This window comes from Methanobrevibacter sp. (assembly GCF_045611865.1).
Classification (GTDB): Archaea; Methanobacteriota; Methanobacteria; order Methanobacteriales; family Methanobacteriaceae; genus Methanocatella.
In genome coordinates this window covers 31,827-55,233 of record NZ_JAZKXX010000074.1, presented here as the reverse complement: position 1 = coordinate 55,233, position 23,407 = coordinate 31,827, and the positions used below count along the sequence as shown (strand labels likewise).

Annotated in this window: 31 protein-coding genes; 3 read left to right on the top strand and 28 right to left on the bottom strand. The window is 32.4% G+C overall.

Going from position 1 to position 23,407, the window contains the following annotated elements:
- From ACKI32_RS08995 to rnc, 24 genes are all read right to left on the bottom strand, one after another.
- Complete coding sequence (locus ACKI32_RS08995; RefSeq protein ID WP_407415636.1) at nucleotides 1-681, bottom strand: TIGR00289 family protein; 681 nt, start codon at nucleotides 679-681, stop codon at nucleotides 1-3.
- Nucleotides 682-685: 4 nt separating this feature from the next.
- Nucleotides 686-1,489: a hypothetical protein gene (locus ACKI32_RS08990; protein ID WP_407415612.1), complete on the bottom strand. Its 804-nt coding sequence runs from the start codon at nucleotides 1,487-1,489 to the stop codon at nucleotides 686-688.
- Nucleotides 1,490-1,560: 71 nt separating this feature from the next.
- Nucleotides 1,561-1,986 carry a class III signal peptide-containing protein gene (locus tag ACKI32_RS08985; protein ID WP_407415610.1) on the bottom strand — a complete coding sequence of 142 codons (426 nt, stop codon included), beginning with the start codon at nucleotides 1,984-1,986 and terminating at the stop codon, nucleotides 1,561-1,563.
- Entirely contained in the window at nucleotides 1,987-2,856 is an 870-nt protein-coding gene (locus tag ACKI32_RS08980) for a prepilin peptidase (protein WP_407415608.1), read from the bottom strand.
- An 85-nt stretch (nucleotides 2,857-2,941) separates the two neighbouring features.
- Nucleotides 2,942-4,561: a CTP synthase gene (locus ACKI32_RS08975; RefSeq protein WP_407415634.1), complete on the bottom strand. Its 1,620-nt coding sequence runs from the start codon at nucleotides 4,559-4,561 to the stop codon at nucleotides 2,942-2,944.
- 74 nt (nucleotides 4,562-4,635) lie between these two features.
- The gene (locus ACKI32_RS08970) at nucleotides 4,636-5,019 is read right to left on the bottom strand and encodes a hypothetical protein (protein WP_407415606.1); all 384 of its coding nucleotides are present in this window, start codon (nucleotides 5,017-5,019) and stop codon (nucleotides 4,636-4,638) included.
- A gap of 8 nt (nucleotides 5,020-5,027) precedes the next feature.
- A complete protein-coding gene (locus ACKI32_RS08965) occupies nucleotides 5,028-5,804 on the bottom strand; it encodes an alpha/beta hydrolase (protein ID WP_407415604.1) in 777 nt (258 codons plus the stop codon).
- A gap of 8 nt (nucleotides 5,805-5,812) precedes the next feature.
- A complete protein-coding gene (locus tag ACKI32_RS08960; RefSeq protein WP_407415601.1) occupies nucleotides 5,813-6,220 on the bottom strand; it encodes a GNAT family N-acetyltransferase in 408 nt (135 codons plus the stop codon).
- Nucleotides 6,220-7,575, bottom strand: coding sequence for an MATE family efflux transporter (locus ACKI32_RS08955; RefSeq protein ID WP_407415599.1), 1,356 nt, complete (start codon nucleotides 7,573-7,575; stop codon nucleotides 6,220-6,222). The genes ACKI32_RS08960 and ACKI32_RS08955 overlap by 1 nt, the downstream gene beginning before the upstream one ends.
- 3 nt (nucleotides 7,576-7,578) lie before the next feature.
- Entirely contained in the window at nucleotides 7,579-8,214 is a 636-nt protein-coding gene (locus tag ACKI32_RS08950; RefSeq protein WP_407415597.1) for a flavodoxin family protein, read from the bottom strand.
- The gene (locus ACKI32_RS08945) at nucleotides 8,215-9,426 is read right to left on the bottom strand and encodes a cofactor-independent phosphoglycerate mutase (protein WP_407415595.1); all 1,212 of its coding nucleotides are present in this window, start codon (nucleotides 9,424-9,426) and stop codon (nucleotides 8,215-8,217) included.
- 28 nt (nucleotides 9,427-9,454) lie between these two features.
- Nucleotides 9,455-10,474, bottom strand: coding sequence for a homoserine dehydrogenase (locus ACKI32_RS08940; protein WP_407415593.1), 1,020 nt, complete (start codon nucleotides 10,472-10,474; stop codon nucleotides 9,455-9,457).
- An 8-nt stretch (nucleotides 10,475-10,482) separates the two neighbouring features.
- Nucleotides 10,483-10,968: an amino acid-binding protein gene (locus ACKI32_RS08935; RefSeq protein WP_407415591.1), complete on the bottom strand. Its 486-nt coding sequence runs from the start codon at nucleotides 10,966-10,968 to the stop codon at nucleotides 10,483-10,485.
- Between the two features lie 11 nt (nucleotides 10,969-10,979).
- Complete coding sequence (gatC, locus tag ACKI32_RS08930) at nucleotides 10,980-11,195, bottom strand: Asp-tRNA(Asn) amidotransferase subunit GatC (protein ID WP_407415589.1); 216 nt, start codon at nucleotides 11,193-11,195, stop codon at nucleotides 10,980-10,982.
- A 74-nt stretch (nucleotides 11,196-11,269) separates the two neighbouring features.
- Nucleotides 11,270-12,718 (bottom strand): asparagine synthase-related protein, encoded by a 1,449-nt coding sequence (locus tag ACKI32_RS08925; protein WP_407415587.1) that lies wholly within the window; start codon nucleotides 12,716-12,718, stop codon nucleotides 11,270-11,272.
- 317 nt (nucleotides 12,719-13,035) lie between these two features.
- Entirely contained in the window at nucleotides 13,036-13,761 is a 726-nt protein-coding gene (locus tag ACKI32_RS08920) for an ABC transporter permease (RefSeq protein WP_407415585.1), read from the bottom strand.
- Nucleotides 13,762-13,771: 10 nt separating this feature from the next.
- Nucleotides 13,772-14,689 (bottom strand): ABC transporter ATP-binding protein, encoded by a 918-nt coding sequence (locus tag ACKI32_RS08915; RefSeq protein WP_407415583.1) that lies wholly within the window; start codon nucleotides 14,687-14,689, stop codon nucleotides 13,772-13,774.
- A gap of 61 nt (nucleotides 14,690-14,750) precedes the next feature.
- Nucleotides 14,751-15,587, bottom strand: a complete 837-nt coding sequence (locus tag ACKI32_RS08910) for a DUF4013 domain-containing protein (protein ID WP_407415581.1) — start codon at nucleotides 15,585-15,587, stop codon at nucleotides 14,751-14,753.
- A 10-nt stretch (nucleotides 15,588-15,597) separates the two neighbouring features.
- Nucleotides 15,598-16,329, bottom strand: coding sequence for a DUF4013 domain-containing protein (locus ACKI32_RS08905; protein WP_407415579.1), 732 nt, complete (start codon nucleotides 16,327-16,329; stop codon nucleotides 15,598-15,600).
- An 11-nt stretch (nucleotides 16,330-16,340) separates the two neighbouring features.
- Nucleotides 16,341-16,577 (bottom strand): helix-turn-helix transcriptional regulator, encoded by a 237-nt coding sequence (locus tag ACKI32_RS08900; protein ID WP_366513274.1) that lies wholly within the window; start codon nucleotides 16,575-16,577, stop codon nucleotides 16,341-16,343.
- Between the two features lie 432 nt (nucleotides 16,578-17,009).
- A complete protein-coding gene (locus tag ACKI32_RS08895; protein WP_407415577.1) occupies nucleotides 17,010-17,324 on the bottom strand; it encodes an AzlD domain-containing protein in 315 nt (104 codons plus the stop codon).
- Entirely contained in the window at nucleotides 17,324-18,007 is a 684-nt protein-coding gene (locus ACKI32_RS08890) for an AzlC family ABC transporter permease (protein ID WP_407415575.1), read from the bottom strand. The genes ACKI32_RS08895 and ACKI32_RS08890 overlap by 1 nt, the downstream gene beginning before the upstream one ends.
- Nucleotides 18,008-18,057: 50 nt before the next feature.
- Nucleotides 18,058-19,524, bottom strand: coding sequence for a homoserine O-acetyltransferase (locus ACKI32_RS08885; protein ID WP_407415573.1), 1,467 nt, complete (start codon nucleotides 19,522-19,524; stop codon nucleotides 18,058-18,060).
- On the bottom strand, nucleotides 19,525-20,196 hold the full coding sequence (rnc, locus tag ACKI32_RS08880) for a ribonuclease III (protein WP_407415571.1): 672 nt from the start codon (nucleotides 20,194-20,196) through the stop codon (nucleotides 19,525-19,527).
- A 163-nt stretch (nucleotides 20,197-20,359) separates the two neighbouring features.
- Between rnc and ACKI32_RS08875 the strand changes: the two genes are divergently transcribed.
- The gene (locus ACKI32_RS08875) at nucleotides 20,360-20,707 is read left to right on the top strand and encodes a hypothetical protein (protein ID WP_407415569.1); all 348 of its coding nucleotides are present in this window, start codon (nucleotides 20,360-20,362) and stop codon (nucleotides 20,705-20,707) included.
- Here ACKI32_RS08875 and ACKI32_RS08870 read toward each other — a convergent pair.
- The 4 genes from ACKI32_RS08870 to ACKI32_RS08855 form a co-directional block, all read right to left on the bottom strand.
- Nucleotides 20,700-21,089, bottom strand: coding sequence for a hypothetical protein (locus ACKI32_RS08870; protein ID WP_407415567.1), 390 nt, complete (start codon nucleotides 21,087-21,089; stop codon nucleotides 20,700-20,702). The genes ACKI32_RS08875 and ACKI32_RS08870 overlap by 8 nt on opposite strands.
- 7 nt (nucleotides 21,090-21,096) lie before the next feature.
- Nucleotides 21,097-21,507, bottom strand: a complete 411-nt coding sequence (locus ACKI32_RS08865; protein ID WP_407415565.1) for a hypothetical protein — start codon at nucleotides 21,505-21,507, stop codon at nucleotides 21,097-21,099.
- 129 nt (nucleotides 21,508-21,636) lie between these two features.
- Complete coding sequence (locus tag ACKI32_RS08860) at nucleotides 21,637-21,825, bottom strand: 50S ribosomal protein L37e (RefSeq protein WP_292804605.1); 189 nt, start codon at nucleotides 21,823-21,825, stop codon at nucleotides 21,637-21,639.
- A 57-nt stretch (nucleotides 21,826-21,882) separates the two neighbouring features.
- Nucleotides 21,883-22,113: an LSm family protein gene (locus ACKI32_RS08855; protein ID WP_116591755.1), complete on the bottom strand. Its 231-nt coding sequence runs from the start codon at nucleotides 22,111-22,113 to the stop codon at nucleotides 21,883-21,885.
- 290 nt (nucleotides 22,114-22,403) lie between these two features.
- On the opposite strand from ACKI32_RS08855, the gene ACKI32_RS08850 reads away from it, so the two are divergent.
- Nucleotides 22,404-22,862, top strand: a complete 459-nt coding sequence (locus tag ACKI32_RS08850; protein WP_407415563.1) for a type II toxin-antitoxin system antitoxin SocA domain-containing protein — start codon at nucleotides 22,404-22,406, stop codon at nucleotides 22,860-22,862.
- A gap of 53 nt (nucleotides 22,863-22,915) precedes the next feature.
- Nucleotides 22,916-23,398, top strand: coding sequence for an RNA-binding protein (locus ACKI32_RS08845; protein ID WP_407415561.1), 483 nt, complete (start codon nucleotides 22,916-22,918; stop codon nucleotides 23,396-23,398).
- Nucleotides 23,399-23,407: the final 9 nt, after the last annotated feature.

The following is a 23,407-nucleotide window of genomic DNA, read 5'->3' as shown; positions in this document are numbered from 1 at the left end:
TCATTTTTCTTCTAAAATAGCATCTTCAATAATGTAAACACCACTATCAAGATGCCATTCCTTTTTATCTTTTAAAATTTTAATTTTCTTTTTAAAAATAGGTCCGTCAATAGCCAATGTTTCAGCTTCACCACCTTCAAAAGCAATATTAATCTTGTACTTTTCATTAAGTTTGACAAGCTCATCAATAGCTTCATCATCAATGATTCTGCCAAGCCATGACTCATCAAGGCCCCAAGCAGCAACGCCACTAATCACAATTTTAAATCCAAGAGCTACAATTTCCCGCATATACTTCAGTTCATCAACATGCCAATAGGGAGAAATGATTTTTAAGCCAATTTCCGAACCCAATTTCTCGATTCTTGACTTTTGATAAACTGAGTAAAGTGCACCTGTATATATGGCCTCAACACCTAAACTTTTAAGATTTTCAAAGGCTCTTTTTAAATCCTTGAGTTCCTCTTCCTTAACACCATCAGTTTCAACAGAAATTAAAGGAATATCAAGTGCCTGTGAGAGCAGATCAGTAATGTGAATATTAGGAACATGAAACATGTATGATTCATCATTTCTGGATTTCATTGAAAGAAGATATTTTACATCTTCTTTCTCATTTAAGGCATGATACAATGCCATAGTACTGTCTTTACCTCCAGAAAACAAAACTGCAACATTCATTGTATTACCGTTTGCGTTTTTCATTCATTGATTTTTTAAATCTTCTATACGCTGGAACAACAGATTCAATGTATATTCCCAATATGGCAACAATAACACCAACACCACCACATGCTAGAGTAAACTCAATATCAGACAACATTGATGAATTTGTTTGATTAATTCTTTCTTGTACAGGCCCTTCCATATCTGATGCAACAATACCTCTTTGAAGTAGAATATCTTCAAAAGTATCTAATTGAGATGAATCAACAACTAATTCGGAATGGACTTGAGCATAAGATATTGAACCACCATAAACTAATTTATACCAATCAGAAAATGATTTTAAAGCAGATGTTGCAGAATAATTATCTTTAAGCTCTATTTCTATTGTAGAATCAGTTACATTATAACTTTTATAACCAGAATCAATATTGCCTACAACAAATTCGAAATATGACTTTTCAGTATCATCAAACTTCCACATTGGAATCGAGATTGATGTTTCCTTAAATGATTTGAAACCTTCAGTTGCTTCACAAGTACGTATTAATTCATTTATATCAACTGAAGAAGACACGTCTAAATATAAAGTCTCTTCATTATTTGGCATGTTTTTCTCAACAAGACTTAAAACCTCTGGCAAATCCTGATAAACCGGTTCTAAAAAGAATGCTCCTCCAATACAGCCGATTAGAAAAGCAACACCTAAAACTAAAAGGACTTCTTTTTTAGGCATATATTGTTTTAACATTCCAATTGAAAAGACAAAAATCATCATTATAATAAATAAAATGATGTAAATAATTGAAATTATAATATCCATAAATTCACTCGCCATTAAAGTATTATATACTTATATTTAAAGTATAATACTTAAAATAATTTTGTATGAATTTATTGATAGATTAGCATATTTTCGCTATTTTCTGGCCACTCCACAATCAAAACGTTTTCACCCTTGTTTAGAGTAATTGAATATTCTCCCAGATTTGACTCATAATAATCATCTATTGTTTTATATGAACCACTTTTAAGCTTTAACCTGCAAGACATATGATTATCCGTTAAATAAATTTTAACCTTTTTTGAGGTTATTATATTAACTGTTTGTTTTGATCCTTGCCCTTCACCATATACCTTTTCAATTGCTTGAGTTATCTTTGACAAATCGTTTTTAACATCAAGTGAAGTGGAAACATCTAGGGTATCTTCAATCGCTTGCTCGGTTAATGGCAATGTAAAAACAATTAAAATAGCTATTGATATGGCAAATATCAACAAGTACTCTAGTGAAACCTGTCCATTATTATCTCCAATCATCTATATCACCAAAAATAAATTTTTAGTAAATAACATCATCACATCTCCATAAAAAATAGCAATCATCAACCCAAATAGTATTGCTGGAGTAAATGGGAATGCAACTTTTATAGATATATTATCAGAAATTATATTCTGAGCATTCATAATCTTAAGTTGCCACATTTCCTTTCTTGTTATTCCACCAGCACTTTGAGATTTAAAGTAATACTTGAAATATTTATTGTTTTTTGCCCTATAAATAACCAAATTACCATCTATTTCATTTAATAGTTCAATAATATATTCATTATTAAAATAATAATCATTGACTATCATTCCTTCCTTTAAATCTTTAATAGAGATTAATTTATTTAAAGTTGCATTTTTAATGAACTTTAAACTCTCAATATTTAAAAGATTGACTAAAAAATCAACGTTATTGTCAAATATCCTCTTTTTAAAAAGCAGATGAGTTACAAAGATTACTAAAAATGGAAATGACACCAGGACACTATTAATTACAACACTAAATGAAAATGGATAGATTGACAATTCCGGATAAATGTTCAAAAAGTTAATATTAAGACCTGATGGTATTACTGTTGCAATTGCAGTAAACAGTTTTACATCACCACCACCCCACATATTTAATTTCCACAACATATACGTGATGGCATTTGTTATAACCATTGAAATAATTGAAGCTAAAATGAATTTAAGATTATTTGAAACTAATGATAAAACCAAATTTGAAAATAATCCAAAAAATAACAAACCATATGTCAACACATCAGGAACAATATTATCCTTAACATCATAAATTGCCGCAATTATCGAAAATAATATTGTAATTGTTATCTGAATTAGAAATATAGTAACGAAATTCATAATAATACTATTCTACAGATAATAGTATTAAATATATCGAAAAGAATAAAGCAAAATTGTTTTTAAAATAAAAAAAAGGGAAATATTAATTTTTAGAATACTCAAATATAGCTTCTAAAAATGATTTAAATAATGGGTGTGGCCTATTAGGCCTAGACTTAAATTCTGGATGGAATTGACAACCGATAGCCCAAGGATGATTTGGAATTTCTATAATTTCAACTAAAAAGTCATCCGGACTGGTTCCAGAAATAATCAAACCTTTTTCCTGTAGGTCCTCCCTGAAATCATTGTTAAACTCATATCTGTGCCTGTGACGTTCTTCAATATCTATTTCACCATATGCTTCATGAGTTTTAGTTCCTTCAATGATTTTACAGTCATATGAACCTAAACGCATAGTCCCTCCCATGTTCTTGATTTTCTTTTGTTCCTCCATCATATCAATAACAGGGAATTCCAAATTATCATCAAATTCAGAACTGTTTGCACCAGGATATCCATTTCTTCTTGCAAATTGAGTAACCATTGATTGCATTCCAAGACAAATTCCAAACAACGGTACATTGTTTTCAATAGCATAATCGATTGCATCCAATTTGCCTTCAAAACCACGTTCTCCAAATCCACCAGGGATTAAAATACCATCAAATTCCTTCATTGCATCAGCATCCAATTCTTCAACATCTGAACTCAAGTATTTGATATTTGCTTTTACTCCAATACTGGCTGCTGCATGAAGAAGGGATTCTCTGATACTGATATAGGAATCTTCAAGTTCAACATATTTACCCACAATACCAATAGTAACTTCTGGATTGGTAATTCTTAAAGAATCAACAATTTCTCTCCATTCATCCAATTTAGATGTGTCAGCTTCAACATCCAATCCTATTCTGTTAACGATTAGCTCACCGATGTTCTTATCCTCTAAAACCAATGGCACTTCATAGATTGTACCTGCATCAGGAGTGTTTACTACTGCACTAACATCCACATCACAAAAGTGAGCAACTTTTCCAAGCAAAGCATCGTCAATGTGCACTTGGGATCTGCATACAATAACGTCAGGATTTATACCGACACTTCTTAATTCTTTAGTGGAGTGTTGGGTTGGTTTTGTTTTGAATTCTCCAGCTGCATTTAGGTAGGGAATAAATGTAACATGGACAAACATAACATTTTCACGGCCTTCCTCATTTCTGAGTTGCCTTAATGCTTCAAGGAAAGGTTGACTTTCAATATCTCCGACAGTACCACCAAGTTCGACTAAAACCACATCATAATCAGCACTTTCAGAGTTCTGTCTAATCATTTCTTTTATACGATTAGTGATGTGTGGAATTACCTGTACACATTCTCCTAAGTATCCACCTTCTCTTTCTTTAGCGATGACAGATTCATAAACTTTTCCGGTTGTAATATTAGCTATTCCATCAAGTTCAACATCTAAAAACCTTTCGTAGTGACCAAGATCCAAGTCAGTTTCCATACCGTCGTGAGTTACGAATACTTCACCGTGTTGATATGGATTGAGTGTTCCAGAATCCCAGTTTAAATACGGGTCTATTTTAATAGCTGAAACTTTTAAACCATATGATCTTAGAATTCTACCCATAGATGCAGAGGTAATGCCCTTACCTATGGAACTAACTACCCCACCAGTTATAATAATATATTTTGTCAGAAAAATCCTCTCCTTAATTAAAATTTACATTTATAATTTTAAATTTAATAATATATAAAAATTTAATTTAGTATATAAATGAAAGAAATATTTCACCTATTGTTCTTCCAATGGTACAATTTATTTGATATTGCCCTTCCGGTTTCATCAAACTGAAACTGACCGTCATCACCATAACTTGCAAAGTGATGTTCCTGGACAAATTCTCCACAGGAGTCACCAGGCCCATCTGTCAGATTACCTTTCCTGCAAATCATTCCATGAGCAGCACAATATGGGCTTACTGACCAATATGTGCAATTCAAACAGATTTCATCTCCATTATCCACCATATCATCAAAATTATCATCATTGAAATCTGATTCATAAAAATTAGAATAATCAAAATCTAAATCATCTGAATCATTGAAAAACTGCATACAAGAATCACAGTAATTATCTTCATCGAGCTCTTCACCACAATTAGGACATCTCATAATATCACCTAAATTAATGTTTTAATGAATTCCTTAATGTATTTGTCACAGAATTCCCAGGTATGTTCCCCTTGGGCTTTTATAAACTGGCCGTTAACATTTTTAGAGTTTAAAAATTCATAAAATTCCATATTTTTATCGAACAAAAAGTCATCCTCACCGCAAGCCATAAAAATATCCGGAATATCAGAATTATTTTCAATCAATGCCTTTGGATCCATATCAGAACCCTTTAATTTATTCAAATCACCAAAAACTGATTCATAAAATTGTCTTGAGCGTAACACATTATTATCATCAGTGTAATTTACAATGTCATCAGTTATCAATGCCGCCGATATCATTCCTATCTTTGAGAAGTTTTGTGAGTATTTCAAACCGTTTCTAATGGCTCCATAGCCACCCATTGAAAAACCAGCAATATATGTATCCTCACGTTTGTCAGATAATGGAAATATGTTTCTTGTAATGTCTAGAAGTTCCTGACCGATATATTCGCCATAATATACATGTGCCTTCTCATTATCTACATAAAAACTGTTTTCACCACATGGAATTACAATAGCTATCCCATTATCTTCTGCAAATTTCTGAATAGAAGTGTTAGCAAGGAATATGTCATCACTACCATACAATCCATGGAGCAAATATAATGTTTTATATGGTTGTGGTACAATTTCTTCTGTATCCTGCAGGAAGTGAATATTATCTGAAGGCAATATCACACTAATTGAAGTTCTTCTCTGCAGGCTCTTACACTTAACGTCTCCTCTAAACAATACCATATTAACACCTATGTCCACAAATCTGTAATGAATAATGGGCTTGCATCATCTGCCTTTTCAAAACCGCAGTTTTCATAAAACCCAATTTCCTCATCATATCCGACTACAACTATTCTCAGATAATCATTATAAATATCTGTAACTTTTAGGACTAATTCTTTTCCAATTCCCTTATCTTGATATTCCGGTCTTACAAGCAGGTAGTGAATATATGCTGTCATTATCCCATCATCCATGGCACAAATCATGCCTACCAATTTGTCCCCGTCCCATGCGGAGATGACCGTTTCAAAGTTTCTCATTGCTATTTGAAGTTTTTCCGGAAAATGACCAGATGACCATTCAACAGATAAAAACAAATCCCGTAAATCTCCTATTTCAAATTCATGAATTTCTTTATATTCAATTTTACTCATCAAACCACCCTGTATTCTGTCCATTTATCTGAGAAATATCTGTAAACATAAATTCCGGCTCTTACATACCAGTCGATAAACATTGCAATCCAAGTTCCAAACACTCCGATTCCCATCCAATCGGCAATCACATAAGATAATGCAATTCTACAGGTAAACATGACCGCTAAACTGATGTACATTACGGATTTTGAATCACCTGCTCCTCTGAATGTGGATGGTAATGTGAAGGATATCGGCCAGATTATAATTGCAAATATTCCGTGCCATATTACCATTTCGGTTGTCATTGCTGCAGTTTGGGCTGACAAATTATAAATGCCCAAAATCAATGGCAATCCGGCAAAAATCAATAAATTGATGAAAATATGTGAAATGACAACAATGATTAAACATTTCTTGTTGTAATATCTTGCCTGTTCATAGTCATTTGCTCCAACACAATTTGATATTACTGCAGTCAGACCCAAATTGATTGCAAAACCTGGCAGTACTGAAAATATTCCGATTGCATAACCAACTGAGTTTGCAGCTATCGCCATTGTTCCGAATGTTGAAACAAGACTCAATACCAAAACTCTTCCCAATTGGAACAGGCCATTTTCAACACCGTATGGAATGCCCACCTGCAGGACTTTTTTTAAAATAACAAAGTCAAATTTATGCTTTAAAGTCTTTTTGATATGTAGCTTGTAGTTATCATCAACTGCAAAGTACAGTATCAAAACTGCAGACAGTGCCCTTGCAATTACCGTTGGAATGGCCACTCCACGAACATCCCACCCCAAATAGTAAATGCAAATTGCATTACCGATAATATTTAATACATCACAAACTAGCAATATCTTCATCGGAAGGGATGCATTATTTGTTGTTCTAAAAATAGCTGCTCCTGCATTGTAGATTGCTATAAATGGAATGGACAATGCTACAATATATAGATAAATATCTGCATTTGCCCAGACGTCAGCTTCGATTTGACCAAACAGAAGACCAATCAAAACACGTCTTAATAAAACTACTGCAATCATCAAAACTGTTGATAGAATAGTTGAAAACCAGACAAGCTGAGTTGCAGAGTCTTGCGCCTTTTCAATCTGCTTATCCCCTAAATATTGTCCTGCTACAACTGCACCACCAGTTGCAAGAGCTGAAAAAGAGAAAATAAGAAGTTGAACCAGAAAGTCAACTAATGAAACTCCCGAAATTGCTGCTTCACCTAAAGATGCCACCATTATGGAATCTGCCAGGCCTACAAAGAATTCCAGACCATATTCTATTAAAAGTGGAATAAACAAAGCAAGTAATGCTCTGTTTGAATACAAATAACCTTCAGGAGTTTTAAAAATATTCATAACTTATCTTATAAAGTTTGTACGGCCTTTAGGTACTTCATTTACAGTTAGACCTTTATCTGCACCTGCTTCAAGACATTTTAGGAAAAATGCCATGTTATGACCTAATTGTCTCATTGTTGATAGCCCTTCTTCATCTTGAAGTACTTCTTCAGGAGTGTTTCCATGAACCATATTCCAATAAAATGATGAAATAATCGGCATTTGGGAAATTCCTAAATACTTAATTAATTGATCATAAGTTGCAGTTGTTCCTGCACGTCTTGCAGAGCATATTACTGCTCCAGGTTTATGTTTGAATGCCTTTCCTGAATCCCCATGGGAGTTTGAGTAGAATGCTCTGTCTAAAAATGAAATCATGGACCCGTTTGCACCTGCGTAGTATACTGGTGAGCCGAAAACAAATGCGTCTGCATCATATGCCTTTTTAACGAATTCATTTACAACATCACCGTCAAATGTGCATTGGCCTTTCTCACCACATTTTCCACAGGCAATGCAACCAGTTATAGGCTTTGTTTTAATCCAGAAAATTTCTGTTTCGATTCCTTCTTCATTTAAAGTTTTTTCAACTTCACTAAGCGCTGTATAAGTACAACCCTCTTTATGAGGACTGCCGTTAACTAAAATAACTTTCATTTAAAATTCCCCACTAATAAGTCTTGAGATTAAGTAATGTCCTTTTTTGTTTTCAAGAGAACCTTTTTTAACTCCTTCCTCATCAAAGGATTCGCACCCATCGCCTTCACGATTGGAATCATAGATTACCAAAGGCACATCATCACGAGTATGTGTTCCAACAGATATTGGAGTTGGATGGTCAGGCAATATTGCTGCTCTGAAGTCTTGACCTTTTAAGCTATCAATAATTGGTCCAACAATGAATTCATCGATTCTTTCAATGGCCTTGACTTTTTCTTCAATGTTTTGAGCATGACCTGCTTCATCAGGTGCTTCGATATGAATCAACAACAAATCAGTTTCCTTTAAAGCTTCAATACCATATTCACCTTTCTGTTTATAGTCAGTGTCAAAGTATCCAGTAGCTCCAGGTACATTTACAATATTCATGCCTGCAAAGTTTCCAATACCTTTAAGAAGATTAACACCAGTTATTACTGAAGCTGTTATTCCATAAGTTTCTTTGAAGTTAGGCAATTTAGGTGTTACGCCTTGTCCCCATAACCACACCATATTGGCAGGTATTTCTCTTTTTTGGTTGACTTCATGGTCTTTTAGGTATTCTTTGGACCCAAACATTATTTGTTGGATTTCTTGGGCCAGTTCACAGTCTCCAAATAGGTTATCCGATAACTTTTCACCAGCCATGTCATGAGGAGGTATTGTCTGAATACCTGATAGGATTTCCGCATCTTCAATACTGTCACATGAATAGATAAATAAATGTCTGTAACTAACTCCAGTGTAGAATTTGCCCTTAAAGTCAGGATATTTTTCAGTAAAGTATTCATTTAATCCTTTCATTAATTCATCTGCTTCCTCAGTGGAGATATGGCCTGCATTAAAGTCGTCCATTTCACCATTTTCGCTGAATATTGTGTTGCATCTAAATATTACATCCTTAGGTGTTGTTGGAATTCCTTCACTGCCTGCTTCAAGAGGTCCACGGCCAGTATAGTAGTCTACAGGATTGTATCCGAAAATACTCATGTTGGCTACATCGGAACCTGGATTGTATTGTTCAGGCACATTATTTGTAAATCCTCCAAATCCATTTTTGGCTAATTTATCAATATTTGGAGTATTAGCTGCCATTAAAGGAGTTTTACCGTCTAGTTCATCAACAGGATAGTCACTTGCCCCATCAGGGATAAAAATTACGTATTTCATGTTATCAAAAAAAGTAAAAAATATTTAATTAGTTTTTATTTCTTAAAATACTAATTAAATCAGTCAACATCGCAGAAGCAGTTTCAAGGGAACCTGCTCCAAGTCCAATTACAGATATTTCATCAGCCAAATCAGTTTTAACTGTAGCCATGTTTAAGGTTCCACTTACATCATAGGAACTTCCTCTTTTAACTAAACGAGGAGATACCTGTAAGTTTTCAGGAGATACTTCAGCTATTAATTTGATTAAATAATCATCTTTTTTAGCAAGTTCAATAGCTTCGGCACTGATATCGGAAATACCTTTTACTTTAACATCACTATAAGTTGCATCAATTCCTAAAAGTGAATTAGCTAAAATAACTGTTTTACAAGCTGCATCAATACCTTCAACATCTTGTGTTGGATCTGTTTCTGCAATACCCAATTCTTGGGATTCTTTTAAAATAACTTCATAATCAGAACCTTCTGAAGTCATTCTAGATAAAATGTAATTTGTAGTACCATTTAGGATACCTTTAATTGATTTTATCTCACATGATGCAAGAGTATCTTTTGTTAAATTGATTATAGGCATTGATCCGCCAACACTGGCTTCGTATTTAAATTCAACACCTGCCTTTTCAGCTGCTCCAACTACTTCTTTGAATTTGAGTGCTAAATGTCCTTTGTTAGATGTCACTACATCTTTTCCTTGCTCGAATGCTTTGAGTGTTAATGATAATGCTGGCTCAGCATCGACAATATTGGTAGGAGTTGCTTCTATAAGACAATCGTATTCAACAGCATCAAGGACATCCAAACCACTTTTATCACTTCCATATTCAGGATAAGCTAATAATTTTCCTTCATTTTTCTTAGTTTCAACAAGTAATCTCTCATCTAATCCATCTTGTGAAATTGCAGAGGTAGATGAGTCGGCAGCTGCCACTACTTTCACAGCCACTCCAGTTTTTTCTTTAATTAAATCTTTTTTCATGGAAATGGCATTGGCAACACCTTGACCTACTGAACCAAAACCCATGATAATAACTTTACATTCATCCATAATAATCCCTAAACTTCATTAATAACAAGTAAATCTTTTTCTTCAGCAATTTCTGCAATTCTATCAAACAAAACTTGTTTTCGGCCAATGTCTGCTTCAATATTAATCAATGCAGTAGATTTTTCTTCACCATTTAACTTAATATCAAATGCAACGATTACAACACCATCCAATTCATTGATTCTATCCATTGTGTCCCTTAAATCTTGATCTACAATATGGCCGAAAAGAATAGTGCTTATTTTTTCTTTTTTAACAACACCATCCATTTCAATAATGCTGAATCCTAAATCTTCAAATCTATTAACGATACCTTGTATATCTTCATGTTCCCCTTCTAAAGTAAGTTGAACCGGAACTTTACCATTATCGTTTTTATAGTCCCTTTTATGGATAACAGTTACTAAATTAGCGCCAAATGTACTTATTGGTTCTAATACTTTAACTAATTGTCCTGGACTATCTAAAAGTTCTAGAACTAAGTCTACCCTCATATAAATCCCTCTTAACCTGTCCAATCTGCTTTTTTAACAATGAGATTTCCTTCTTTATCAATACTAGCATTTCTTAATATTTTTTCAGGATTCTTTTCGTGAGATTCATCTTCACGAGTTAAATTTAAATTATCGGTAATATACCAGGTTTCATCTGAATCAGGAATATCTTCCAATATTTTTGAGAATTTTTCTATAATGTCTTCTGCATCTTTTTCGATTGTCATAAAATAAAAACTCCAATAGTAATTAATAATATAATTATTATGTTTTTTGATATTAATAAATTTAAAGAATACGTTTATAAAAATTCTGAAATATCAGTATCTTTAATAATTTTCTTTCTCAAAATTTTATCAATGCCCGTTCCATACTGAGCTGCCTTTTTAGGCCTATAGGCAATTTCATAGTCAAGACCCTCTTCAAAGGCCAACTTTCTCAAAATGCTTTTTCTCATATCATCATGCATTGATACAATTTTTTTGTTATCTGGAATGTTTAAAACCAGTTCAACCAATTTTTTATCCAAAAATGGTAATCTTAATTCAACAGAATTAAGCATAGAGCATGCATCGTCACGTTCTAAATTGACATGATACATATTTGACATGTCCACTCTCAAATCATAGTTTAATGTTCCATCAATAAAACTTTGTACATACCTCTTATACCCTCCAAATAGCTCATCAGCACCTTGACCAGAAATAGCTACTTTTATACCATCACGAGCCACCATATTGGTTGCAAAATAAGTTGTAAGGCCAACACCAACTTTCATTAGATTGTCATCACCAATGGATTTAACAACACTTGGTAAAGCTTCCCTTATTAACTCTTCTGTCACTTCACAAATCTCTAGAGGTAAATTCAAGAATTTAGATGCATAAATGGCTGCTTCAACATCCTTTGAGCCTTCAGCTCCAACTGCATAAAGAGTAATTTTTAAAGGAATATTTTCTGAAATCTCTTTTAACAGTAGTGCCAAATATGAACTATCAAGACCCCCTGAAAATATCACACCAATCTCAGATAAACCATCCACTCTTTTTAATACACTTAATCTTAGCATCTTGTCTATTTTAGCTACATCCCCTTCAATTATTTGTTCATACAATGCTTGAGCAGGAGCAATATCTTCACCATTGAAAAGTATGTGTTCTGGTTTTAAAGTGTCAATGTCAGTTAATCCAACTTCTTCTAGAGATTGCCTTGATGATGCAAATCCAAATAAATCATCAGCATGTGAGTAGAATAATGGTTTTACACCCAATGGATCTCTGGCAAGCGCCAAGTTTTCACCATCATAAACTGCAAATGCATAATCTCCATCAATCAATCTAATTGCTGATTGTATGGCTTTAAGTAAATCCAATTTTTTAGCATAAAAATCAATCAGATAAAGTAGTGCTTCGCTGTCTGATGTGATTTCAGCTTCAACACCCACTTTTGATAGAAAATTAGAAATTGTTCTGAAATTATATAGCTCACCATTGAACACCAAAACAAGGTTTTCAGTTTTTATGGGTTGTGGTTTTGATTGCCTGTCATCCAAATCATAAATTGAAAGTAAATTATGGCCAAAAGCTATTTCATAATCATTATCATCTTGAAATTCATCTAAATCAATATTTGCATAAATTTTATCTAAAAACACACTGGATGAATCAGGACCTCTGAATTTAGAGGTTTTCAACATTTTAACAATATCATTTGCTTTAAAATTACCTTGCAAACCAACAATTGAACACATAATATAATATTATAGACTTATTATACTTAAATTACATCTTAAATTCCATGTCTATAGATTGAAAATACAAAAATTGCATTTCCTGCAGTAGCTCAAATAGACATGTTTATAAGCGAAGCAGTAAAACCAATGGGAACTGAACCTGTTGATTATCACCCAATGAATAAACTGGTATAGATTATCAAAATAATCCATTTTCAGCCTCGACATCAATTTGTTTCAAATATACCCAAATATTTGGCAAATCTAAACATTAATCCAAAAAACCGAATTAGCACTGGACATTACATCCAGTGCTTTACAATTAATTTCTATTTTTAAAGCGAAACATCTTTTTTTGTAAAGTAAATATAAGAAATGGTTAATCCAGTGACAAAAGTGGCCAAAATAATTGCATATGATACAGTAATGCTTGTGCTGTACTCCGCAATCTCACCTGACGCAATTAGATATGGGCATACCCAAGGAACAAACGGTGCCCAGTTTTGACCATATATTAACATGTTTATCAATGTCAAAGCGGCCCCTCCAACCATTGCAGGAACCATATTTGTGACAAACAATGATATGAACACAAATGGGGAGAATGTTAAAAACAACAAGACGTTTCCAAACAGAAGTTGGGCAAAGCTATCGATAAATAGCTTTAATGTAAATCCGCCAAGGCCTGCAATGAAACCGAATGCCACTGTTGATAGGCTTGTCACTGCCGTTAGGATTAAAATCCATGCAAAAAACATTATATATTTAGCTATCAGGAATTTTCCCCTTGATATTGGAATAGTCAACATTGTTTTTAAGGTATGCTCATTGTATTCTCTTCCAAAAAGGTATGATATGATTATTGCAAAGAGTAGAACTGCAAATAACGCAGACATATACATATTTACGCTTGAAAACAACATTTCAAAACTTTGTGTTTCATCAAATGCAAAAGTTGCAATGAACATTAAAAGAGGAGGAATAATAGCTCCGATTATACTTAACAAAAAGATATTTGATCTTTTGAGTTTTAAAAATTCCATTTCTATAAAAGTTAGCATTTAATCACCTTTAATTGTTTGATACAAATCTTGTAAAGAAGTCTTCCAAATTTTCTTCACATAAATTAACTTTTTTAACATCAATTCCAGCATTAACAAATAAAGTATTGAATTTATCCCTCAATTCTATATTTGAATATAAACAAATTCCATTATCTGAATATGTAAAATCAATATTTTCATTAAGTCCCAAGTCTTTAAGAATATTAACAGCTAAATCAACATCCGATACTTCAAATTCAACGAATTTATTTAATTTTTCGTATAACTCGTCTTTTGAAATCTCTTCAATTAAAATGCCATTATCCATAAATCCAATAACATCTGCGATGTTTTCTATTTCGCTTAGGATATGGCTGGATATTAGGATTGTTATTCCGAATTCATGGGCCAATCTTTTAAGCAAGTCCCTTATTTCCTTAATTCCAAATGGATCAAGACCATTGATGGGTTCATCCAGAATCAATAGTTCCGGACTGTGCATAATGGCTGCCGCTATTCCCAAACGTTGTTTCATACCTAGGGAAAAGTCCTTGAATTTCTTTGATTTTGTATTTTCCAAATTGACCATTTCAAGAACCAGCCTGATATTTTGAGGATTATAGTTTCCCCTTAGCTTTGAGATGATTTTCAAATTTTCATATGCTGTTAAATTCTCGTAAAATCCAGGAGTCTCAATAATGGAACCTATGTTTGAATAGATTTCATTTGAATAATTCCTAGGATCCTTTCCAAAAAGGAATATTTCCCCACTGCTCGGATATGTAAGATTTAATAGCATGCACATAGTGGTGGTTTTTCCCGCTCCGTTCTTTCCCAAAAGGCCATAGATTTTTCCTTTTTCTACATGCATATTTAATGAATTTACTACTAATTGATTGGAATATTTTTTTGACAAATTGTATGTTTCGATGACATAGTCTACCATGATAAAATCTCCTATAAAATTAATTAAAAAAAGAAAGTAGAATGTTTTTAAAACATTCCAATTATTTAACTGCTTCTCGATATATTGATCCACTAACTCTATTGTAAAATATTGCTCCATAAGAGTGAATGAACAATCCTTCAATTATTGCAATAACAATTGATATTATAAAAGCCTGATTAGAGATAGTTGCTGCAAATAATACGGTTAAAAAGGTTAATAAGAAGCTTACAGCAACCATTATAATCATATACACAATGAGTGTAAATATGACTATTCCAATATATTTTGCCCATCCAAGATTAGAAATATTGCCAATTATCTCATTAAAATCAAATGCCTTTTTAATATTATCATGCGCAACCATATTGTTTAATGCCATGATTAGGAGGAAATATGCAATTATGAACAACAACATCGCAATTAAAATAATTACCAGCAATATTGATGAGTTACCTATCAACATTATTCCACCCGCCAATACAAGTATCGGAATAATGCTGTATGCTAAACATACAAGGAAATATTTGATTCCCTTAACAAATATGCCTAGGACATCACTGAATCCTGGAAGGTCTTCTTTTTTATCAATTGAAAATTTTACAATATCATATTGATATCCCATTATGAATAATGAAATAATGAAACTGATAATAGCCAAACCAACTACAAGATATAAATCACCAGCAGGCAATAGTGAAAATGGCAAATGAGATACTGTAGTATTGGTTTTTTCAACTAGGTGTACTGTCATTCTGAAAATATCTAATGATTTATAACTTATGAATACGGATATTGCACTTATTAATGCAAATAACCCACCAAGGCCTAAAAGTTTTTTAATGTCCTTGAAAGGGTATTTTAACCCTTCAACAACACAATCAGTTATACTTGCCATCAAAATCACCTTAAATTTGCATTGTGTATAATAATCCAATTGATCTTGAGTTGAATATACTTAAGTAAGGTCCAACAAAGAACATGGTTACTAATGAATTAATCAATGCCCCTACAATAAATACTCCACTTGGGTCAACACCCAATATTGCTCCTGAAACACCAAATACAGTAAATATTCCATAAATGATTGCAGTTACGACAACTGCTATTGCTATAGTGATTATAATCAAACCAATGTAGGTTGCAATACAATTGAACCAGCCGATTTCATCAATCACTTCTCTTATTTCAGAAATTGCAAATGCTTTTGAAAATGCACCCTCATTATATGCCATATGACAAAGTGCCATTTGACTCATCAAGCAAGCCACTACAACTAAAACAAATGTAATCAAACATCCTATAACCATTATTACAGTAGCTGCAAAACCACCGACAGCATTTGCGATGAATACGAATATTAAAAAGATTATACCTGGCACAAGCAGATAGGCAATCTGAACTATTACCACTTTAACACCATCAACGAACATGTCAATGACATCATCAAACTCTGGAAGTGGATCTCTTCCATTGATTATACCATGAACTGCTGTATTTATAACTCTGTAATTATATCCTGTAATTAAGAAAACTGGAAGTAACAAAAAGCTGAATAAACAGATTACACCCAATATTACTAGCTTTTTCCAGTCTTTTGCTGAATATTCTAGTGAATCTTTATATATATCTAATATCATTTTTTAAACTCCTAATAGTAATCATCGTCAAAGATGAAGATTTCTTCCATGATGAAATACTTTTCTCGATCACCTTTGAACATCATTTTATTAAACACTTGGGTTATCTCATATGCCAAAAATAAAGATGGGTTATATCTACCATTTTCCAGCGCATTAATGGTCTGACGGGTAACACCAACTTTATCCCCAAGTTCTTTCTGGCTCATTTTAAGCTCTTGTCTTAAATATTTAATCATGGTCCTCATAGTATTCCCACAAATTTTTTCATTTTGCAAAACTATTTAAGTACTGAAAGTAATTATGTCAAAATCTAATTACTTATGTTAATGTTATATTACATAGTATATAAATATTATGGTTTATATTAAAATTAATCATATTAGTTAAAATTAATTAAAACTACTAAAAATTACTTTAATTAAGTTATATAAGTTTATAAAATAGAAAAATGTTATCTATAATATAAATTAAATAGTTTTAAAACTAAATAATTGTTTATAATTAATATTCAATGCAAAAATTAAAAACAAAAGATTTATATACTAGGTAAAACATCTTTAACATATGTAACAAATCTATAATATTTTTTGTTACAAAAAATGGTTCCAAGCAGAACTCAAACTTAAGACCTCCATTTAACCCATTTTTCCTAAATCATCTGCTTGGAGCTAAATTACCTAAAAAAATGGAACAATAGAATATACACTGATTAAAACAACCACCGTTATTATTACAATAGCACCTATCGGTACTTTCTTCCAGGAAAGACCAGCTGCAACCACCGCACCAATCAAACCAATGTACCACAATTGACTGTCAACAGTCAAAACTCCAGGACATATCAAAGCCGCAAGGGCAGTATATGGAATTAAATTCAGGAATTTCTCAAATTTTGGGCTGAAATCAAGTTTATCTATAAATAATGCTGGAATCAGTCGTGGAACAAAGGTTACAACAGCACAACCCAAAATGACCAAAGCAATATAATCCATCATGCATCACCTGCAAGCACATACTCATCATCAACCAGATACATTCCAACTCCCGCACCAACAAGTGTTGACACGATTAAAGACCAATTGCCCAAAAATTGACCTAAAATAACATTTAATACTGCTGTTATTACAACTAAAACTGCAATCTGTTTGTTTTCTTTAATTGCTGGAGTCAAAATAGCTACAAACAATGCATATAGGGAAATGTTAAAACTATTTGTAACGCTAACTGGAAGCAAATCTAGTGTGAATACCCCTATTGCAGCACCTAAACACCATGAAAGCCATGCTGTAATGGCAATTCCCAAATAAATCCAGATTGATGAATCTTTACTTAATGAAAACATTGCAAATGACTCGTCAACAGTAACATGAGCTGCCAAGATATTTAAAGGAATATTCGACTCTTCAACTTGATTTAAAACACAAGTTGACATTACAAAATATCTCAAATTAACAACAAAATTAGTTAAAATAATCGCCATGGTAGTTGCGCCATTTAAAAGCATGGATGCTGCAATAATTTGACCTGCTCCTGCATAAACTAAAAAAGACATTGAAATTGTCTCAAGAGGATTCATTCCAGCTTTTATTGCAATTGCAGCATATCCAATTCCCATTGGAATATAACCAAAAGTAATCGGAATACCTTTTTTAGCACCTTCAATGAATTTAGACAATCTAGAAATTATAACGACTCCAAAAAATAATAAAAAAAAGAAAAAGTAATTTAACTAAGTAAATTACTGATTTGATCTGTTGTAATAAGGCCAAGTACTTTCATATCCTCATCAACAACTGGAAGACAAGATATATCAAATTTACGCATCATACGAGCAATGTCTTCAATACTATCTCTAGCATGACAGTATTTGACTGTTGTTGTCATGATGTCTTTTAGCTGATTTGAATTAGTAGCAATTGACTTGGATAAATCCCAACTTGTAACAATACCTATTAACTTATAATCATCAGTTACAACAGGAATGTGAGTTACATGTTTTTTAAGCATTAATTGAGCTGCTTTACGAACATCCACATTTTCCTTAATTGTCACTACTTCCTCCATCATCAAGTCTTCAACAACACTGTCCGCTAGGCATTTTGAGAAGATATAGTTAAGTTGACCTTTCTCAAGTAAAAATGCGTCATGACCATAATTGGATTTAATTTCTGAAAATGAAACTTCAACATCATTTGCATTTAAAGCTGTAACAATTTCCATACTTTGTTCTGTTGGATACAACCAGTCTGAATCAACAGAAATTACTTCAGTTTTAGCTTCAACATCTTTCAATCCATCAATTAACGAATTATTTACAGTCAAATCAAATAAGTCTACTGCTTTTGTAATGAATAAATAACTATTTGCATCAAAACGTTTTACAAAGGATTCACCCTGATGTTTAAGGTAGCTTTCAACCTGAAAATCAACAGTGAAATCATAACTGATTTCATCTTTATCCTGAAGACCACGTCCAAATTTGATATCCATTGATTCATCACTTAAATAAGTAATGTGGGCAATCATCCTAGCCAAGGACAATCCATTTCTTGGAATTTCACCGGTTTTGTAGTAGTTTCCACCGTTCCAATTTGGATCTGAAAAGATTGATTGGCGACCTACAGCATTAAAAGCAATTTGCTGAGGGGATGACATCGCAGCTGTAGCTATTGGAATGGCCTTTTTCATCATTTTAGGATAAGTCACCATCCATTGAAGAACTTGCATTCCACCCATGGACCCTCCAATAATAGCTGCTAACTGATTTATTCCAAATGAATCAACAAGCCTTTTTTGAACTTCAACCATGTCTTTTATGGTTATTACTGGGAATTCAAGCCCATACTCTTTACCAGTGTCTGGATTAATTGAACTAGGACCTGTTGTTCCTTTACATCCACCTAAAACATTTGAACATATAATGAAATATTTTTCACTATCAAGAGCTTTACCTGGACCAATTACAATTTCCCACCATCCAGGTTTCTTATCGCCTTCATGCCAACCTGCTGCATGTGCATCACCAGTTAAGGCATGACAAATTAAGATAGCATTTGATTTTTCTTTGTTAAGTTCGCCATAAGTTTCATAAGCGACAGTAACTTCTTTAAGGGATTCTCCACTATCTAATTCAATAGGCTCTGAGATATTGAAATACTTTGTTTCAACAATGCCCACAGATTCTTTAATCATTTAAAACACCTTAATATTTAATTTTTCTATAGCTACTTTTGAAGCTGCTTGTTCAGCTTCTTTTTTATTTTTACCTTTACCAACACCCATTATCTGTCCATCCAACAGTATGGACATTACAAAAGTTTTATCATGAGGTACACCCTTTTCACTTAAAACTTCATAGGATATGTCAATTTCTTTAGCATCAGCATATTCTTTTATGGCAGATTTATAGTCTGCAAAGAATATTTTCTCTTCATCAATATATTTGAATATTACTTCGGAAATATACTCTTTTGCAAATTCCATTCCTTGATCTAGGAATATTGCTCCTAAAAATGATTCGAAAACATCTGCCGTAACAGACAATACCTCATTTTTAGTTAAATTTGATTCTTCAGCAGATATTTGAATATACTCACTTAGCCCAATTTCATGAGAGTAATAGATTAACGCTGATTGACAAACATAATTTGCCCTCAATTTTGTTAATTTGCCTTCTTCATATTGAGGGTACTTCTTATACAAATACTCTGAAACTATTAAACCTAAAACTGAATCACCTAAAAATTCCAATCTCTCATAGTCATAATCTAAATTATGTAAAGTTGAATATGAACCATGAGTAAATGCCATTTTATATAAATGTTCATTTTCAGTTTGTATATCAAATTTTTCTTTTAAATTCATAAGTAAACCCAAAGTTAATTTAATATTACTATTAATTATGGAATTTTACTTATATATAGATATATTATAACTATTGTTATAAATATTTGTTCACAAATGCTCTCTCACTCTTCGTTTATATGCATACTAAAACCAAATTAAAAAATAAAAAGGATTTGGTACTATGATTATTAATTGGCAAGAAGAAATAACAAAAATCGACCCGGACATAAAGTTCAGAGCACAAGGCGGATGGTTAAAAACCGTTGAAAAACTAGATAAAAGTGTTAAAAACGGATACTCTCTTGTTGGAGACTTTGTCAAAGCAGGCGATTTTGAAGAAAAATACGATGAAGGAATATATCTTGATTGCAACAAAGAAGGTACTGCTAAAAAACCACAACAAGACTACAGACTATTCCGTTTTAGGGATGGAAAAGTGAGACTGCTTGACATGGTAATTGATGGTTCTCAAGGCTGGGCAGTTGACTTGTGGGAAGCTTTAGAAGATGAAGATATAAAGATTATTTAGAAATCTTACCTCTTGGCCTAAATTTTGAAGACCTTTTAATTGGAACATACTCTGCGGACCTATGACATTTGGGTTCTTCCAAAAGAAGAATCTTGTGGTCTATATTCTTAGAGAAATTCTTTTCTCTTCCCTCAACAATCCCCCTAAAGTTAACATTAACATCACCAGTTCCACCTATATTCATTGTTAACTTTCCAGAGGAATCAATATTATCAAAAAAATCTTCTAAACCCATTGCCTCAAAAATTGGTGCAACGTAGCTTAAAGCCATCAAACCATTCTTATTTTCCCTTATCTGAACACGTCTTTGATCTAGTTCAATAGATTCCCCAGTCTTAATAATCGTTAATTTTATTCTGTTTGACATTTCTGAATTTAACATAATATCACTATTCAATGTAGCAAAACTCACAGCATGCACAAGTTGGAGCGAAATAAGAATCATCCGGCTCAACAATAGCTTTTTGTGCAAATAATGTAATGTTAAATTTCGGTTCATATTCCGGGCTTACTTCTTTGGTAATCGGTGATAAACCTCTGTAATATACTGGCCTATAACCAGTTCCTGAAATGTTGAAGTAGAATTTTTCACCTGCTGTTAACTTTGTGAAATATTCTTCTAGTTTTAATGTTTGCTTTGGAGTGATGGAAAATTCAAATCCCATAGTATCATCACTTCTTTGCCTTATCTTTGCATTTGAAATATCAACAGCCAATATATCCTCTTTTCCTCTAACAAAAATAACACATTCATCTAAATTCACATCATTTTCTCTAGCTATGTCAATTAATTCAGTCATAGCAATCTCCTCCTTAAAAAGATTTAATAAGAATATGTAAAAAGAAGTTAATAAAGTAGTTAGTATCTGAAAAGTTATCAAAAAAAGTAGTTTGAAGAAGATTATTAAATAATCTTCAAATTTACCAACCTAAACTAATCTTTGTCTAGTAGTTGGCTTTTTATTTTGCCAGCTGTATCTCCTTAATTTTTTAGATTTACCAAATCCACAGGAAGCACAGACTTTTTTACGTATGTGATAAGTGTTTTTACCACATCTTCTACATCTAATATGGGTTTTCTTATTCTTTTTACCCATTGATGGAGTTCCCTTTGACATTGATACACCTCCCTAATTTATCGTTAAAAATGTAATCTCGAAAGTATTGAATAATACTTATGGTGAAATATAAACAATATTGTCTCCTCTAATGAGCACAACACCGAGTCTTCTTGTTACTTCTCCGTCTTGTAACTCTTCTGCATCATTAAGAACTAAATTCATGTGTAAATCAAAGCTCTTAAGTATACCTCTAAATTCACGATCTCCTTTGAGTTTTATTAAAACTGGAGAGTCTACAGATTTTCCTAATGCGTCAAGTGGTCTTTGAACATTTTGTCCGCTCATTATATCACCTTATATTATCAAAATTTTAGTTTTTAAATATTAAATCGAGTAAAATAATACTCATACACATAATATAATCAAGTTAAGATAAGACAAAACCTAATTAAAACTAATACTATTAAATATAACTAACCTACTATATAAAGGTTACCTTATTTTAGGCAAAAACTGGGAAAAAATTAATATCAAAATTGATATTAACTGATTATTTGTTAACAAATGCTCTCTCACACATTCTTTAATTTAGAACCCCCATAAATATATTTCCACCCAACCATCACTGTGATAGAATGCAATTCGACCGAGAAAAATATATTGATCTTCTAATGTATGTTTTGTCAAAATCCTACAATAAGCCACATTTTGGAAAAACTGTCTTGTGTACAATCCTTTATTTAGTTGATTTTAATTACTACAATAAATATGGCAGATTCCTCACACATGAAACCTACATTAAATCCAAAAAAGGAATAAAACCAAAACATTTCAAAGAAATAAGTGAGGAACTGATAGCTAAAAAACATATATTTCTGCGAAAAGAATCATATTATCACAGGACAATACACAGATATTATCTAATAATAATTCCTACAGTTCAATTCAACAAAAAAGAACATGAAATAATTGATTTGACAATCAATAAACTAGTTAACAATAATGCATATTCAATAACAAAGTATGTGAAAAATAATCATCCAGTAATTAAAACCGAATTTGGTGAAAAAATAAACTACATGGATAATAAATAGATTTATTAATTTAAAATACAAAAATATTACTTAATAAAAATTCAGGGATTAACATGGCAATAAAAGTTAAAAAAAGAAATTTCTTGAAAAAAAAGAAAATAAAAGAAATAAAAGCAGAATTAGGAGAATATGGGGATTTACTCCAAGGAAAAAAGAATGTGGAAATACTTGAAGCAGAACCTAATTCATTTATTTTAGTAGATGGAGAACCTTACATTATAATTATTGACGATAAACCATTCCCAACCCTTAAAGCAGCACTTGCTAATCAGATTGATGCAAAAACCGTCACCGTTGATATGGGAGCAATCAGATTTGTAAGCAATGGTGCTGACATCATGAGTCCTGGAATTGTAAATGCTTCTGAAGGAGTTAATCCTGGAGACATCGTATTAATCATTGATGAAACCCACGGAAAACCACTGGCTATTGGAGTAAGTTTGATAAGTGGTGAAGAAATGGTTAAAAATGACTCTGGAAAAGCAGTTGAAACCAAACATTATGTTGGAGACGACATTTGGAACTTTGAGATATAGAGTGATAAA